The following is a 13,145-nucleotide window of genomic DNA, read 5'->3' on the forward strand; positions in this document are numbered from 1 at the left end:
CGCCCATCTCAAACCGCACACAAAAAGGAGGCTCCAATGGCGAAGCCGGATTGGTACGACACGACAGATTGCGAGACACACGACGCCGGTGCTCCCAAGTTCTGCAAGAAATCCGAACCGGGCGAAGGGACCGAGCGCAGCTGCGCCTACGACGGTGCGCGCGTCGTCCTCATGCCCATAACTGACGTCATTCACCTAGTGCACGGCCCCATCGCCTGCGCCGGAAACTCCTGGGACAACCGCGGCGCGCGTTCCTCCGACTCCCAGATCTACCGCCGCGGCTTCACCACCGAGATGCTGCAAAACGACGTGATCTTCGGCGGCGAGAAGAAGCTCTACCGCGCCATCCAGGAACTCGCGGCGCGCTACCCCGAGGCGAAGGCCATCTTCGTCTACGCAACCTGCGTCACCTCCATGACCGGCGACGACATCGAAGCGGTCTGCAAGGCGGCCCGCGACAAGGTGAGCGTACCGGTGATCCCGGTTAACACCCCCGGCTTCATCGGCGACAAGAACATCGGCAACCGCCTCGCGGGGGAGACCCTCTTCAAATTCGTGATCGGCACCGCCGAGCCCGAGTACACCACCGACTACGACATCAACCTGATCGGCGAGTACAACATCGCAGGCGACCTGTGGGGGATGCTGCCGCTCTTCGACCGGCTCGGCATTCGTGTCCTTTCCTGCATCAGCGGCGACGCCAAATTCGAGGACCTGCGCTACGCACACCGAGCGAAGCTGAACATCATCGTCTGCTCGAAGAGTCTCACCAACCTCGCCAAGAAGATGCAGAAGAATTACGGCATCCCGTACCTGGAGGAATCCTTCTACGGCATGACCGACGTGGCGAAGGCGCTGCGCGACATCGCCCGTGAGCTGGACGACCAAGTGAACGGCCTGGAGAAGCGGGTTATGCAGGAGCGGGTCGAGGCGCTTATCGCCGAGTGCGAGGAGGCCTGCCGCGCTGAATTGGCGCCCTACCGCGAGCGGCTCGTCGGGAAGAGGGCGGTTCTCTTCACCGGCGGCGTCAAGACATGGTCCATGGTTAACGCGCTGGCCGAGCTTGGCGTCGACATCCTCGCCGCCGGTACTCAAAACTCCACGCTTGAGGACTTCTACCGCATGAAGGCGCTCATGCACGAGGACGCTTCCATCATCGCGGACACCAGCACGGCCGGTCTTTTATCCGTTATGTACGACAAGCTTCCCGATCTGATCGTTGCCGGAGGGAAGACAAAATACCTGGCCCTCAAGACCAAAACGCCCTTTCTGGATATCAACCACGGCCGCAGCCACCCCTACGCCGGTTATTCAGGCATGGTCACCTTCGCAAAGCAGCTCGACCTGACCGTGAACAACCCGATCTGGACCGCTCTGAACGCGAAGGCGCCGTGGGAGAAGGACGCCGCCTCGCTGGAAAAGGATCTCGCGTTCGCCGCGGGACACGCAGAGCGCCTTGCCGCCCTCGACATGAAAGCTTCCCGTGTGAAAGTCCCGACGAAGCACGCGACGGTGAACCCGCAGAAGAACTCTCCGGCGCTCGGCGCCACGCTCGCGTACCTCGGTATCGACGGGATGCTGGGACTTTTGCACGGCGCCCAGGGGTGCTCAACCTTCATAAGGCTGCAGCTCTCGCGTCACTTCAAGGAGTCCATCGCTCTCAACTCGACCAGCATGAGCGAGGAAGCCGCCATCTTCGGCGGGTGGGAGAACCTGAAGCTCGGGCTGAACCGCGTCATGGAGAAGTTCAAGCCGGCGGTGGTCGGCGTGATGACCACCGGTCTTACAGAGACCATGGGGGACGACGTGCGTAGCGCGATCGTGAAGTTCCGCGAGGCGCATCCCGAGCACGATCAGATCCCGGTGATCCACGCATCCACCCCGGACTACTGCGGCTCCATGCAGGAGGGATATGCCGCCGCGGTCGAGGCGATTCTCGCCACCATCCCGGAAGGGGATATCCCAGTACCTGGACAGGTAAGTATCCTGCCTGGGTGTCATTTGACACCGGCGGAAGTGGAGGAAATCGCGGAGTTGTGCCAGTCTTTCGGGCTCGACCCGATCGTCGTACCCGACATCTCCAACGCGTTGGACGGACACATCGACGCGACGGTCTCCGCCCTGTCCGTAGGGGGGATAGCCGTGGAACGGATCAAGGCTGCGGGTAGAAGCCAGGCGACGCTCTATTTTGGAGATTCGCTGGCCGATGCCGCCGCAGTTCTGAAGGACAAGTACGGCATCCCGAGTTACGGCTTCACCTCGATCACGGGACTCGCCGAGTCCGACCTCCTGATGGCGACGCTTGCCAAGGTTTCCGGGCGTCCCGTTCCCGAGAAGCTCAGGCGCTGGAGGAGCCGTCTCATGGACGCCATGGTCGACTGCCATTACCAGTTCGGGCAGAAGAAGATCGCTCTGGCGCTGGAGGCCGACCACCTGAAGGGGATGACCACTTTCCTCGCAAGCCTTGGCTGCGACATCCAGGTGGCCATCGCCGCGACAAGGACGCGGGGGCTTGACCAGTTGCCGGTGGAGCATCTCTTCGTGGGAGATCTGGAAGATCTGGAAAAGAGTGCTGCCGGTGCAGACCTCCTGGTGGCGAACTCGAACGGCAGGCAGGCCGCGAAGAAGCTGGGCATAGGGGCGCACCTGAGGACAGGGATGCCGGTGTTCGACCGGCTCGGCTCGCATCACAAGATGTGGGTGGGCTACCAGGGAACGCTGAACCTCATCTTCGAGGTTGCCAACATCTTCCAGGCAAATGCGAAAGAAGCGCAGAAGCTGGCGCACAACTAAAACAGTCCCCTCTCCCCTTGGGAGAGGGGCAGGGTGAGGGCGTCGGCAGATGTAATATCCTGGCATCGCCTTCAAAGGAGACCGCTATGAAGATCGCTTTTACGAGTAAAACCGGTGAATCCATCGACATGCACTTCGGGCAAGCTGATTCGTTTCACGTGTGGGAAGTGGGGCCGGAGGAAGCGCACTACGTTCAGACCCTCACCGTCGGCGAAAGCGGCAGCGACGAGGAGGACCGCATCGCCGCGAGGGCGAATCTTCTTAGTGACTGCGCCATCGTCTATACCATGCAGATCGGCGGTCCGGCCGCGGCCAAGCTGGTCGCCAAACGCATCCATCCCATGAAGACCAACGTGGAGGTGGGGCTCAAGGAATCGATCGAACGGATGCAGGAGGTGCTCAGAGGTAACCCGCCGCCCTGGCTGCGCAAGGCGATGAACAAGGACCATGCGACTTCTTTCCTCGACGAGGAGTAGCCAACTCCTCCCCCTCCAGTGGAGCGGACGCCTGGAGAGTTGCAGGAACAGTAAAGGTTAAAGCAATGAATCGATAATCAGCAGTCAATACATCGAAAAAAGGAGATTTGCCATGGCTTACATCACCGGTTTAACCAAGGACAAGAAAGAGTGGACCCCGCAGTTCATCACCTCCATTGACGAGGAAACCTGCATCGGCTGCGGCCGTTGCTTCAAGGTCTGCGCCCACAGTGTGCTCAATTTCGAAGAGGTCGACGAGGACGATTCCGCCAAGATGTTCATGAAGGTGGAGAACCCCGGCAACTGTATCGGCTGCCAGGCATGCGGCAGGACCTGCTCGAAGAAATGCTTCACCTTCGAACCGGTGGTGGCGTAAGGACAGATATTCAGGATCTACTAGTTCCCGCCCCCGGAGGGGGAGGGGAAGGGAGGGGGGCGCAGCGGCTCGATCAGTTTTCCCCCCTCCCATCCTCCCCCCTCCGGGGGGAGGGGGCTGGATCTTCCAATTGATTTGTGTTTAGGAGGTTCCGATGCTTTTTGCAGTCGCGTCCAGAGATGGCAAGGAAATCAACCAGCACTTCGGGCATGTCGAGCGCTTCCTGATCTATCGGGTCGAGGACGACACGGTCAGTTTCGTTGAGGAGCGTCCGGTCGAGAAGTACTGCCGCTTCGATCCGGAGCACCCGCTCAGGGCCCACACGCTGAAGGATACCGCCGACGCCCTCAAAGGATGCCGTGCCGTGGTCTGTTCCATGATCGGCGAAGCCCCCAAGGTTGAGCTAGAACGCCTCGGTGTCGAGCCGTACGTGATAGAAGGCGAGATAGAGCCCGTCTTGAAGGATCTTGCCAAAGTGCTATAGAAAGCCGGGTACTTGCTGGGGACTCCGGCTAACCCGTGCGAGTCCCGGATTCCAACCTTAACCTTAATCCGTAACAAAAGTGGCGATTCAATGGAGAATTCATTCAACCACTGCAACCTTCCCCCGTGGGTCATCGCTTCCCGTCACTTCAACGACCACCCGCAAACCCTCGAGATCCAGGGGGTGCGTGCGGTGAACCGTTTCCTCTTCGACAAGCTCGACGGCATTGATTCCGCCGAAGAGCGCGCCTCGGTCTTCAACGACTACATGTCGGTGAAATTCCAGTTGCATCAATGGCAGCAGGAAACCGCCCTGGCGCGCAAGAGCCTCAAAAACAGCTACCTCCGCTTTCTAAGGGGGTGGATGATGGATTCCAACTCGGTGGAGGGCGCCGTGCTGAAGGGATGGGTTGAGAGCCGGATGGGGCTTCCACCTACCTTCCACAACGTGCGCATAACCGGTATCCATGACCAAAACTACCTGCAGTACGCCGTCGACCGAACCAAGGGGAGTGCGCGGACCTCCGCCATCAATTCCCAGTTGGACCTGCTTTACGAATACTGCCAGTACGAACTCGCCAAACGCTATCCCGACCGTAAGCACCTCATCCTGTACCGCGGGACCTTCGAGCGTTCGGAGTACGATATACTGGAGACCGTTTCGAAGCGCGAAGAGATCGTGCGCCTCAACAACCTGAACTCATTCACCACCGATGAAGAGCGCGCTTGGGAATTCGGGTTCATCGTCTGGGAGGTTCAGGTCCCGCTAGCCAAGATCTTCTTTTTCAGTGAGCTGTTGCCAAACTCGATACTGAAAGGGGAGGGGGAGTGTCTTGTGGTCGGCGGGGAGTTCCGGGTCCGACGGATCATATGTACGGTGTAGATAGATGGATAAGCGGTTGGGAGCGATGCACGAGTCGTTGAGAGCGATGCACGAGTCGTTGAGAGCGATGCACGAGTCGTTGAGAGCGATGCACGAGTCGTTGAGAGCGATGGACGAGTCGTTGGGAGCGATGCACGAGTCGTTGGGAGCGATGGATGAGTCGTAGGGAGCGTTGGATGAGTCGTTGGGGGCGACGGATGAGTCGTTGAGAGCGACTGATGAGTCGTTGAGCGCGACTGATGAGTCGTTGAGCGCGACTGATGAGTCGTTGCGTGCGATGGACGAGTCGTTGGGAGCGGTGGATGAGTCGTTGGGAGCGGTGGATGAGTCGTTGAGAGCGATGGATGAGTCGTTGGGAGCGACGGATGAGTCGTTGAGAGCGATGCACGAGTCGTTGGGAGCGATGGACGAGTCGTTGGGAGCGACAGATGAGCCGTCGGGTGCCATTGATAAGCCATCAATAGTGATGTAGAGAACTTTCGTGCTTATAGTTCCTTTCTTTGAACAGCGGCGATAGCTGCACCAACTGCTCCGAGAGCTCAACAATCTCGCGCAAAAGTGCCTTGGGCAGCTTCTTCTTCCACCGTGCGGGAATCGATTCCTCACCGTAGTACGCACCGGCAAGTGCGCCGGCTATGGCGCCTGTCGTGTCGGCGTCACCTCCCTGGTTTACCGTTTCTGTAACACATCCCTCGAAAGAACGTGATCTGAAGAAGCAGTGGAAGACGGTCTGCATGGTGTCGACCACGTAGCCTGAGGCAAGCCCTTTGTACGGCTCGAAATTGAAACTCGGGTAGAGGGAAATCAGGTCGGCAGATTCGCGTCTCATGCGCTGCATGGAACGGCCGGCAAGGGCCAGATGCAGCAAGCGGCCGAGGTAAAGGGTGGCCGCATCGGAGAGAGGGTGATTGTGGGTCAGGTGGGCATGGTCGATGGTGCAGGTCTCGAGAAGGGTGGCGTCCCCAACGGTACAGAGGGCGACTGGAAGGGTGCGCATGGCGGCGCCGTTGCCGCCGTCCCATTCGTTCGGTTGGGTCTCCGTGGTGCCGTGCAGCATGTAGTTCCGAATGCCGCGCCGGCAGGTGTCTCCGACGTCTATCGGCTTGGACTTAAGCCAAGCGGCGAGGTTGTCGGCGGCGTCCCTTAGGCTCCAACCTCCGGCCCTGCTGATGGCCCGTGCGAGGCAGAGCGACATCTCCGTGTCGTCGGTCACCTGTCCCGGTTTGAGCCTGAGCCATCCGCCGCCAACCATTTCCCTTAAGACGCCGTACTTTCCCTTTATCTCGCCACGGGTCATGAATTCAACCGGAGCCCCGAGCGCGTCACCAACCGCGAGACCGATGAAGGCCCCCCGCGCTCTGGATACTGTCTCGCTATGGAAGGAATGGAAGCTCATGCAGACTACGGTGCAATATCCACTCCGATCGCCTTGAAATTGCTCATGCTGCGACGGAAGCGCGTGAAGCTGCGGTTTGCGCTTCTCTTCGAAACGTGTTCAGGAAGGTTATGCCGGCCTGCCGTGCACAAAAAATAGTCTCATGGGTACCTGATAGGCATCACAGCCTGTTGCTGACAGCGCCACCGCCCATTTACAACTGGCACTGTCAGGCACAATCAGGCACTACGGCGGCGATGTCGTATAAAAGCCCTTAAACCCTTTTGCTGCAATGGATGTGGAGGCGCTGAGACCGCCATGAATCCGCTTAACCGCCGTATCGTGAGGTTGTGTAGACGTCTTCAGCCCGGAAGCTGGCACGCTAAATGCTCAACGAGGATCAACAGATACAAAGAGGTATCTCACATTGACGGCAACGATGCCCGGCGGAGAACACTATCCGACCGGGCATTTTTCGTTTTCAGGACCAGCCTAGAGCGAGGATCAAGGAGGATATCATGGCAACGGCGTGCAAAAAGATGGAGAAGATCCAGGGGCATCCCTGCTTTGGCGGCAACCACCACAAAAACGGCAGGATGCACCTCGCCGTGGCTCCCAAATGCAACATCAAGTGCGGTTACTGCACCAGGCGGCACGACTGCGCCAATGAATCGCGCCCCGGCGTGACCAGCCGTCTGCTTTCTCCGGAAGAGGCGATCGTCAGAGTCCGCGAGGTGATGGCGAGCCCCATAACCGGCCCGATCATCAAGGTGATCGGCATAGCGGGTCCGGGTGATCCGCTTTTCAACGACGAGACTTTCCGGACGTTCCAGTTCGTGGACCAGGAATTCCCGCACCTCATCAAGTGCATGAGCACAAACGGCCTGCTGTTGCCTGACAAGATGCCGATTCTGCATGCGCTTGGGCTGCACAGCCTCACCGTAACGCTCAATACCCTCGATCCCAGGGTGGGGGGCAGGATTTACTCCCATGTGCATTACAACGGCACCACCTATACCGGCGAAGAAGGGGGCGAGATCCTGATGAGAAACCAGTTGGAGGGGATCAGGCTGGCGGCCGAGCTTGGGATGACCATAAAGATCAACACGGTGCTCATCCCGGGAGTCAACGACGAGCAGATACCGCTCATCTCCAAGAAGGTCAAGGAATTAGGCGCCTTCGTGATGAACATCATGCCCCTCATCCCGCAGGCCGACTTCGCCCACATCGAAGCCCCCTCGGTGGAAAGGCTCGATGCCTTGCGCCGCGACAACGAGAAGACCATAGGGCAGTTCAAACACTGCAAGCAGTGCCGGGCCGACGCGGTCGGGCTCATCGGCGAAAACCTGCAGCTTGCCACGACGCCCCTTTGATCATGACGGCACCGTTTCGCGACGACGATATAGCCCCTTTTATCGCCCTGGGTACTGACGAGGGGTGGGTTTGCGGCGAGTGGGAACTGAAGTTCCTGCTGCAGACCTTCCCAAAGGGGTGTCTTGTGAAGCGGGAAGGAAACGAGGTTCTGGGTTACGTAACCGCGGTGCGCCACGACAAAAGCGGCTGGATCGGCAACCTGCTAGTTGCCCCGCGACACCGCAGGCGCGGCATCGGGATGGAACTGATGCGCGGCGCTATTGACGCGCTGCTTTGTGCGGGTGTTAAAACGGTCTGGCTCACCGCATCGGCGAAAGGTGTGGATCTTTACCGCAAGCTTGGTTTCGTCACCATCGACAGCATCAACCGCTGGGTGGGAGAGGGGGGTGTCGTGCGCACACCCTTTTCCGCAGCTCCCATTGACCGGAACGTCATCGGGAAGGTGGATGCTTACGGCTGGGGTGACCGGCGCGAGTCCTTGCTACAGGTAACCAGCAGCAGGGGGCGGGTGTTCTGCGCGGAGGCCTCCTTTCTTTGTACGCAGCATTGGGAGGGGGGGATGCAAGTGGGACCGTGGGGTGCGCTCGGAGACGAGCAGGTGGCAGCTCTCTTTGAACTCGCTATATGTAGCACCGCCGAGCCTATCTTTCTGGATGTTCCCGCCGGCAATGTTGCGGCAGCCTCGCTGCTTGCACGCAAAGGTTTCTCGATCCGTGGCAACAATGCACTGATGTATCTTGGAGCCGTTCCCTACTACCATCCTCAAAGCGTCTATGCCTTGGCAAGTATGGGAAGTATGGGGTGATTAGCGATGATGAATCATAAGTTGGTAATTTGATATGTTAATACTGCTGTAAGCCGGTAAGTACAATGTTTAACCCGAGGCTATGCCATTAATGGAGGGCGTATGATAGTCGTTGCCTGTATCAAGCAGGTTCCTGATACGACGCAGGTACAGATCGATCCAGTGACCAACACGCTGGTGAGAGACGGGATTCCGTTCATCATCAACCCATATGACAGTCACGCCCTGGAGGAGAGTCTGCGCCTCAAGGACAGTCATGGTTTCAAGGCGGTGGCGCTTTCCATGGGGCCGCCCAACGCGGAAGCCATGCTCAGAAAAGCGCTCGCGCTCGGAGCAGACCGAAGCGTCCTTCTCTCCGACCGGGTCTTCGGCGGCGCCGATACCCTGTCCACCAGCAACGTCCTTTCCGCTGCCATCGCCAAACTCCGCGAAGATGAAGAAGTGGGGATCGTTTTTTGCGGCAAGCAGACCATCGACGGTGACACCGCCCAGGTTGGGCCCGGTATCGCGGTTCGTCTGGGCTTTTCCCAGCTGACCCTTGTCGACCGGATCGAGAAGATAGATCTGGTGGAGAGGACGATTACGGTGAGGCGCAAGCTGGAGGGGCGCTACGAGATCGTGGAAGCGCGACTGCCCGCGATGATCACCGTGGTGCGCGAATTGAATCGGCCGCGATACCCGACTGTCCCCATGCGGCTTGCTTCAGCTAAGGCCGAAGTAGAGGTTTGGAGCAACGAGCAGTTGCGGCTCGATGTGAACAGCGTCGGACTCAAGGGCTCCCCCACCTGGGTAAGCCGGATCTTCTCCCCGGAGAGGAAGGAAGGGGAGATCGTCGGCGATGGCATGAACGACCCCGCTGGTGCCGCCCGCCTGCTGCTCGAGCGGCTGATCGAGGGGGATATGCTGGCGGTGTAGCAGTCGAAGCTGCTGGAGCTCTCGAGCTGCCAAACCAGTCGGACCAGTCGGACCAGTCGGACCAGTCGGACCAGTCGGACTGGCACTAAAACAAACAGGTGACCCCATGACTGAACCACAAAAGTTGAAAAGGCCGCGCGGCAAGGCGCGGGTGATAAGCGGCAAGTGCATCGCCTGCGGCGCACGCTGCCAGAGCGTCTGCCCCGTGAACGGCGTAGAGATGAGCGAACAGGGCGAGCCGGTCATCGCTGCCGACAAATGCATCGGTTGCGTGAAGTGCGTTAAGGCGTGCCCGGCCGGCGCCCTGGAGATGTTCTACACCCCGGAGGAGCTGACCATCATCGCGAGCTTCGAGAAACACGGCGGCGAGGAGGCGGATGACGAGGAACTCGAGCGCCGACGCAGGATCTCGGCCTACAAGGGGGTCTGGGTCTTCATCGAACAAAACGACGGCGAAGCGGCCAAGGTCTCCTGGGAACTCACCGGCGTCGGGCGCGAACTAGCCGACAAGCTAGGTGTCCCGCTCTCGGCGGTGATCATCGGCAGCGGCATCCAGCCTCTTGCCGACCTCGCTTTCAGCTACGGGGCCGACCAGGCCTATCTCATCAACGATCCCGTGTTCCGCCAGTACCGCACCGAGCCCTTCCTCGAGGCGATGTGCTACCTTATCGGCAAGCATAAGCCCGAAGTCGTGCTGATGGGGGCGACGGGGATGGGACGCGATCTCGCGGGCGCCGTGGCAACACGGGTGAAGACCGGGCTCACCGCCGACTGCACCGGTCTCGGCATCGATGAAAAAGGGAACCTGATGCAGACACGCCCGGCCTTCGGCGGCAACATCATGGCCACTATCATGTGCGACCGCTTCCGTCCCCAGATGGCGACGGTCCGTCCGCACGTGATGCCCATGCCGGCGCAGCGCGCAGGCACCACCGGCATCATCATAGAGGAGAGCTGTCCCGTCACCGAGGCGTCGATCTTCACGCGCGTTCTCGAGGTCATCACCGAAAAGGGGGGCAAGGAGAAGGTCGACGTGGCAGGAGCCGAATTCATCGTCTCCGGCGGCCGCGGCCTCATGGCGAAGGAGAACTTCGCCATGCTCGAAGAGCTTGCCGATGAACTGGGTGGTGTGGTGGGGGGCTCGCGCAGCGCTGTCGACGCAGGTTGGCTCCCGCAAGACCGACAGGTCGGACAGACTGGGAAGACGGTGCGTCCGAAGATCTACATAGCCTGCGGCATCTCGGGCGCCATCCAGCACCTGGTCGGGATGCAGGACTCCGACGTCATCATCGCCATCAACCGCGACGCCGAAGCGCCCATCTTCGAGGTGGCGACCTTCGGCATCGTCGGCGACCTCTTCGAAGTGATCCCGGCACTCACCGCCGGGATCAGGGATGTGAAGGGAAATGCCGGGGAGGCATGTGCGCTAGTCTCGAAGCAGTGAGCATGGCAGCACGTTCCCACCTTTGCGAAGGTTTTTCAGGAAATTACGTGGAGGCACGTGAGTGTTGCCTCGGAGCAGTAAGCCTGCCAAACGTTCCCCCCTTCGCAAAGGGGGGAGCGCGAGATCACCTGCGGCGCGTCGTGGGCCACTTTTTTCGCCATCCCCGGAATTTCCATATGAACCTCCCGCAAGGGGAGGGGGCAAAGGCCGCTTCTTCCAAATTTCCTGCAACTTTAACGGAGCACCCATGGAACAGACTCTATTCATCTCCCTTTTGACTCTTTCCCTTGCCGCTTTCGCGGTGAGCTGTTATCGCCGCCTGGCGCTGGTCGCCGTCGGCACCAGTGACAACCGCTTCGACCGGCCGGTCGCCCGCTTCAGGGAGATGCTCATCTACGCCGTGGGACAGAAACGAGTGGTGAGTCGCCCCTTCGGCGTGAACCACGGTGTCATCTTCTGGGCCTTCCTTGTCCTCGCCGCTGCCAACCTTGAGTTTCTCGTTTCCGGCGTCGTTCCTGCGCTATCCTTCGATCTGCTCCCGGCGCCGGTCCATGCGACCCTGCTGTTCCTGTTCGACGTCTGCTCGCTTGCCGCGCTGGTCGCGGTGTCCGTGGCCGCGGTGCGCCGCACCGCGAACCCGCCCTTTAAAGGTGCCAGGACCTTCGAGGCGTACCTGATCCTGTCGATGATCGCGGCCCTGATGCTCGCCTATTTCGGACTGAACGGCGTGCGCATTGCGCAGGGGGCACTTGCGACGTCCGCGGCAACGCCCGTGTCCAACCTTGCCGCGCATCTGCTCCAGACCTCGCCCCTTGCCGCCAACCTGGATTCCGCCGGACGGCTCTTCTGGTGGATCCATGCCGTAGTGCTGCTCGGTTTCATGAACTTTCTGCCGTACAGCAAGCACATGCACATACTCACCGCCATACCGAACGTCTTCTTGCGGACCATGGGGAAGAGTAACACCCAGGAGCGCGAAGAATTCATGGAGAACAGCACTTACGGAGCCGCCACCGTGGACCGGCTTTCCTGGAAGGACCTGCTCGACTCTTTCTCCTGCACGGAGTGCGGCCGTTGCCAGCAGTCATGCCCAGCGGCGGCGACCGGCAAGGCGCTGAACCCGCGTGAGGTGATCCATGCCATCAAGGAGAACCTGCTGCGAAACGGTGCCGTGATGGAAAAACTCGCCGGCGATACTGAAGCGGAGCGCTGCGTCTCGCTCGTCGGGGGGGAGGGGAAGGATGCGACGAGCGAAGCCGCCCTTTGGAGCTGCACGTCTTGCGGCGCCTGCATGGAGGCGTGCCCGGTCTTCATCGAGCATCTGCCGAAGATAGTCAAGATGAGGCGTCACCTGGTGCAGATGGAGGCGCGGTTTCCGGAGGAACTGTTGAACCTCTTCGAGAACATGGAGCAGCGTTCGAACCCGTGGGGGATGGCGCCTTCTGAGCGGGGAAAGTGGAGCTCGCAGCTGGAGCTGCGCCCGTTCGAGGCGGGAAAGACCGAGTATCTGCTTTATGTTGGATGTTCCGGGGCCTTCGATGCGCGCAACAAGCAGGTTAGCGTAGCGCTCACCAGGGTGCTCGACGCGGCGGGCGTCTCCTACGGAGTCCTTGGGAAGGAGGAAAAATGCTGCGGCGACAGCATGCGGCGCCTCGGCAACGAATACCTCTTCGACCAGATGGCGCAGGAGAACGCGCGGCAGTTCCGGGAAAAGGGGGTTGCGAAGATCATCACCCAATGTCCGCACTGTTTCACCACGCTCAAGAACGACTATCGCCAGTACGGGATCGAATTAGAGGTGATGCACCACAGCGAGCTGATCCTGGATCTCATGCAGCGTGGAAGGCTCGAGTTATCGCAGAGGGTTGATCTCGGGAAGGTGGTGTTTCACGATTCATGCTATCTCGGGCGTCACAACGACGTGTACGATGCGCCGCGCGAGGTGTTGCGGAAAAGTACCGGAGCGGAATCCGCTGAGATGGAGCGCAGCCGCGAGAACGCCTTCTGCTGCGGCGCAGGTGGCGGCAGGATGTGGCTCGAAGAGCACGAGGGGACGCCGATCAACCGAAACAGGGTGGGGGAAGCGCTGGCGCAAAGCCCGGCTACCGTCTGTGTCAGCTGTCCGTTTTGCATGACCATGTTCGAGGACGGCATAAAGGAAGTATCCGGAAGCACGACTCAGGTGAAGGACATCGCCGAGGTCGTCGCTCTAGCGCTTTAG

13 protein-coding genes are annotated in these 13,145 nt (G+C 60.0%); 11 read left to right on the forward strand and 2 right to left on the reverse strand.

The genetic code is table 11. The features are described 5' to 3' along the window. The first annotated feature begins 36 nt into the window (after nucleotides 1-36). The 6 genes from E8K79_RS01965 to E8K79_RS21050 all read left to right on the forward strand — a co-directional run bounded on the left by E8K79_RS01965 (nucleotide 37) and on the right by E8K79_RS21050 (nucleotide 5,177). Nucleotides 37-2,793: a bifunctional nitrogenase iron-molybdenum cofactor biosynthesis protein NifEN gene (locus E8K79_RS01965; protein ID WP_136513243.1), complete on the forward strand. Its 2,757-nt coding sequence runs from the start codon at nucleotides 37-39 to the stop codon at nucleotides 2,791-2,793. An 86-nt stretch (nucleotides 2,794-2,879) separates the two neighbouring features. After that, nucleotides 2,880-3,269: a nitrogen fixation protein NifX gene (gene nifX, locus E8K79_RS01970; protein WP_135870022.1), complete on the forward strand. Its 390-nt coding sequence runs from the start codon at nucleotides 2,880-2,882 to the stop codon at nucleotides 3,267-3,269. 112 nt (nucleotides 3,270-3,381) lie between these two features. Then, complete coding sequence (gene fdxB / locus E8K79_RS01975) at nucleotides 3,382-3,645, forward strand: ferredoxin III, nif-specific (RefSeq protein WP_135870021.1); 264 nt, start codon at nucleotides 3,382-3,384, stop codon at nucleotides 3,643-3,645. 154 nt (nucleotides 3,646-3,799) lie between these two features. Then, on the forward strand, nucleotides 3,800-4,129 hold the full coding sequence (locus E8K79_RS01980) for a NifB/NifX family molybdenum-iron cluster-binding protein (protein WP_135870020.1): 330 nt from the start codon (nucleotides 3,800-3,802) through the stop codon (nucleotides 4,127-4,129). Nucleotides 4,130-4,219: 90 nt separating this feature from the next. Continuing rightward, nucleotides 4,220-5,011: an NAD(+)--dinitrogen-reductase ADP-D-ribosyltransferase gene (locus tag E8K79_RS01985; RefSeq protein WP_136513244.1), complete on the forward strand. Its 792-nt coding sequence runs from the start codon at nucleotides 4,220-4,222 to the stop codon at nucleotides 5,009-5,011. Nucleotides 5,012-5,015: 4 nt separating this feature from the next. Beyond that, complete coding sequence (locus E8K79_RS21050) at nucleotides 5,016-5,177, forward strand: hypothetical protein (protein ID WP_162604582.1); 162 nt, start codon at nucleotides 5,016-5,018, stop codon at nucleotides 5,175-5,177. Between the two features lie 291 nt (nucleotides 5,178-5,468). On the opposite strand, the gene draG is transcribed toward E8K79_RS21050, so the two are convergent. Beyond that, on the reverse strand, nucleotides 5,469-6,407 hold the full coding sequence (gene draG / locus E8K79_RS01990) for an ADP-ribosyl-[dinitrogen reductase] hydrolase (protein WP_136513245.1): 939 nt from the start codon (nucleotides 6,405-6,407) through the stop codon (nucleotides 5,469-5,471). Between the two features lie 497 nt (nucleotides 6,408-6,904). On the opposite strand from draG, the gene E8K79_RS01995 reads away from it, so the two are divergent. The 4 genes from E8K79_RS01995 to E8K79_RS02010 all read left to right on the forward strand — a co-directional run bounded on the left by E8K79_RS01995 (nucleotide 6,905) and on the right by E8K79_RS02010 (nucleotide 10,924). Continuing rightward, nucleotides 6,905-7,759 carry a radical SAM protein gene (locus E8K79_RS01995; RefSeq protein WP_136513246.1) on the forward strand — a complete coding sequence of 285 codons (855 nt, stop codon included), beginning with the start codon at nucleotides 6,905-6,907 and terminating at the stop codon, nucleotides 7,757-7,759. Between the two features lie 2 nt (nucleotides 7,760-7,761). After that, the gene (locus E8K79_RS02000; RefSeq protein ID WP_136513247.1) at nucleotides 7,762-8,565 is read left to right on the forward strand and encodes a GNAT family N-acetyltransferase; all 804 of its coding nucleotides are present in this window, start codon (nucleotides 7,762-7,764) and stop codon (nucleotides 8,563-8,565) included. A gap of 102 nt (nucleotides 8,566-8,667) precedes the next feature. After that, complete coding sequence (locus E8K79_RS02005) at nucleotides 8,668-9,480, forward strand: electron transfer flavoprotein subunit beta/FixA family protein (protein WP_136513248.1); 813 nt, start codon at nucleotides 8,668-8,670, stop codon at nucleotides 9,478-9,480. A 106-nt stretch (nucleotides 9,481-9,586) separates the two neighbouring features. Next, complete coding sequence (locus tag E8K79_RS02010; RefSeq protein ID WP_136513249.1) at nucleotides 9,587-10,924, forward strand: FAD-binding protein; 1,338 nt, start codon at nucleotides 9,587-9,589, stop codon at nucleotides 10,922-10,924. A 35-nt stretch (nucleotides 10,925-10,959) separates the two neighbouring features. Here E8K79_RS02010 and E8K79_RS21055 read toward each other — a convergent pair whose 3' ends face one another. Continuing rightward, on the reverse strand, nucleotides 10,960-11,100 hold the full coding sequence (locus E8K79_RS21055) for a hypothetical protein (RefSeq protein WP_162604583.1): 141 nt from the start codon (nucleotides 11,098-11,100) through the stop codon (nucleotides 10,960-10,962). Nucleotides 11,101-11,171: 71 nt separating this feature from the next. Between E8K79_RS21055 and E8K79_RS02015 the strand changes: the two genes are divergently transcribed. After that, on the forward strand, nucleotides 11,172-13,145 hold the full coding sequence (locus E8K79_RS02015) for a (Fe-S)-binding protein (RefSeq protein WP_136513250.1): 1,974 nt from the start codon (nucleotides 11,172-11,174) through the stop codon (nucleotides 13,143-13,145).

It is taken from the genome of Geomonas edaphica, assembly GCF_004917075.1.
Classification (GTDB): domain Bacteria; phylum Desulfobacterota; class Desulfuromonadia; order Geobacterales; family Geobacteraceae; genus Geomonas; species Geomonas edaphica.

Coding starts and splice junctions, on each gene's coding strand:
- E8K79_RS21050 (WP_162604582.1), top strand. CDS start 5,016: ATGGATAAGCGGTTGGGAGCGATGCACGAGTCGTTGAGAGCGATGCAC.
- E8K79_RS02000 (WP_136513247.1), top strand. CDS start 7,762: ATGACGGCACCGTTTCGCGACGACGATATAGCCCCTTTTATCGCCCTG.
- E8K79_RS01985 (WP_136513244.1), top strand. CDS start 4,220: ATGGAGAATTCATTCAACCACTGCAACCTTCCCCCGTGGGTCATCGCT.
- E8K79_RS01965 (WP_136513243.1), top strand. CDS start 37: ATGGCGAAGCCGGATTGGTACGACACGACAGATTGCGAGACACACGAC.
- E8K79_RS21055 (WP_162604583.1), bottom strand. CDS start 11,100: ATGGAAATTCCGGGGATGGCGAAAAAAGTGGCCCACGACGCGCCGCAG.
- fdxB (WP_135870021.1), top strand. CDS start 3,382: ATGGCTTACATCACCGGTTTAACCAAGGACAAGAAAGAGTGGACCCCG.
- nifX (WP_135870022.1), top strand. CDS start 2,880: ATGAAGATCGCTTTTACGAGTAAAACCGGTGAATCCATCGACATGCAC.
- E8K79_RS02005 (WP_136513248.1), top strand. CDS start 8,668: ATGATAGTCGTTGCCTGTATCAAGCAGGTTCCTGATACGACGCAGGTA.
- E8K79_RS01980 (WP_135870020.1), top strand. CDS start 3,800: ATGCTTTTTGCAGTCGCGTCCAGAGATGGCAAGGAAATCAACCAGCAC.
- E8K79_RS01995 (WP_136513246.1), top strand. CDS start 6,905: ATGGCAACGGCGTGCAAAAAGATGGAGAAGATCCAGGGGCATCCCTGC.
- E8K79_RS02010 (WP_136513249.1), top strand. CDS start 9,587: ATGACTGAACCACAAAAGTTGAAAAGGCCGCGCGGCAAGGCGCGGGTG.
- E8K79_RS02015 (WP_136513250.1), top strand. CDS start 11,172: ATGGAACAGACTCTATTCATCTCCCTTTTGACTCTTTCCCTTGCCGCT.
- draG (WP_136513245.1), bottom strand. CDS start 6,407: ATGAGCTTCCATTCCTTCCATAGCGAGACAGTATCCAGAGCGCGGGGG.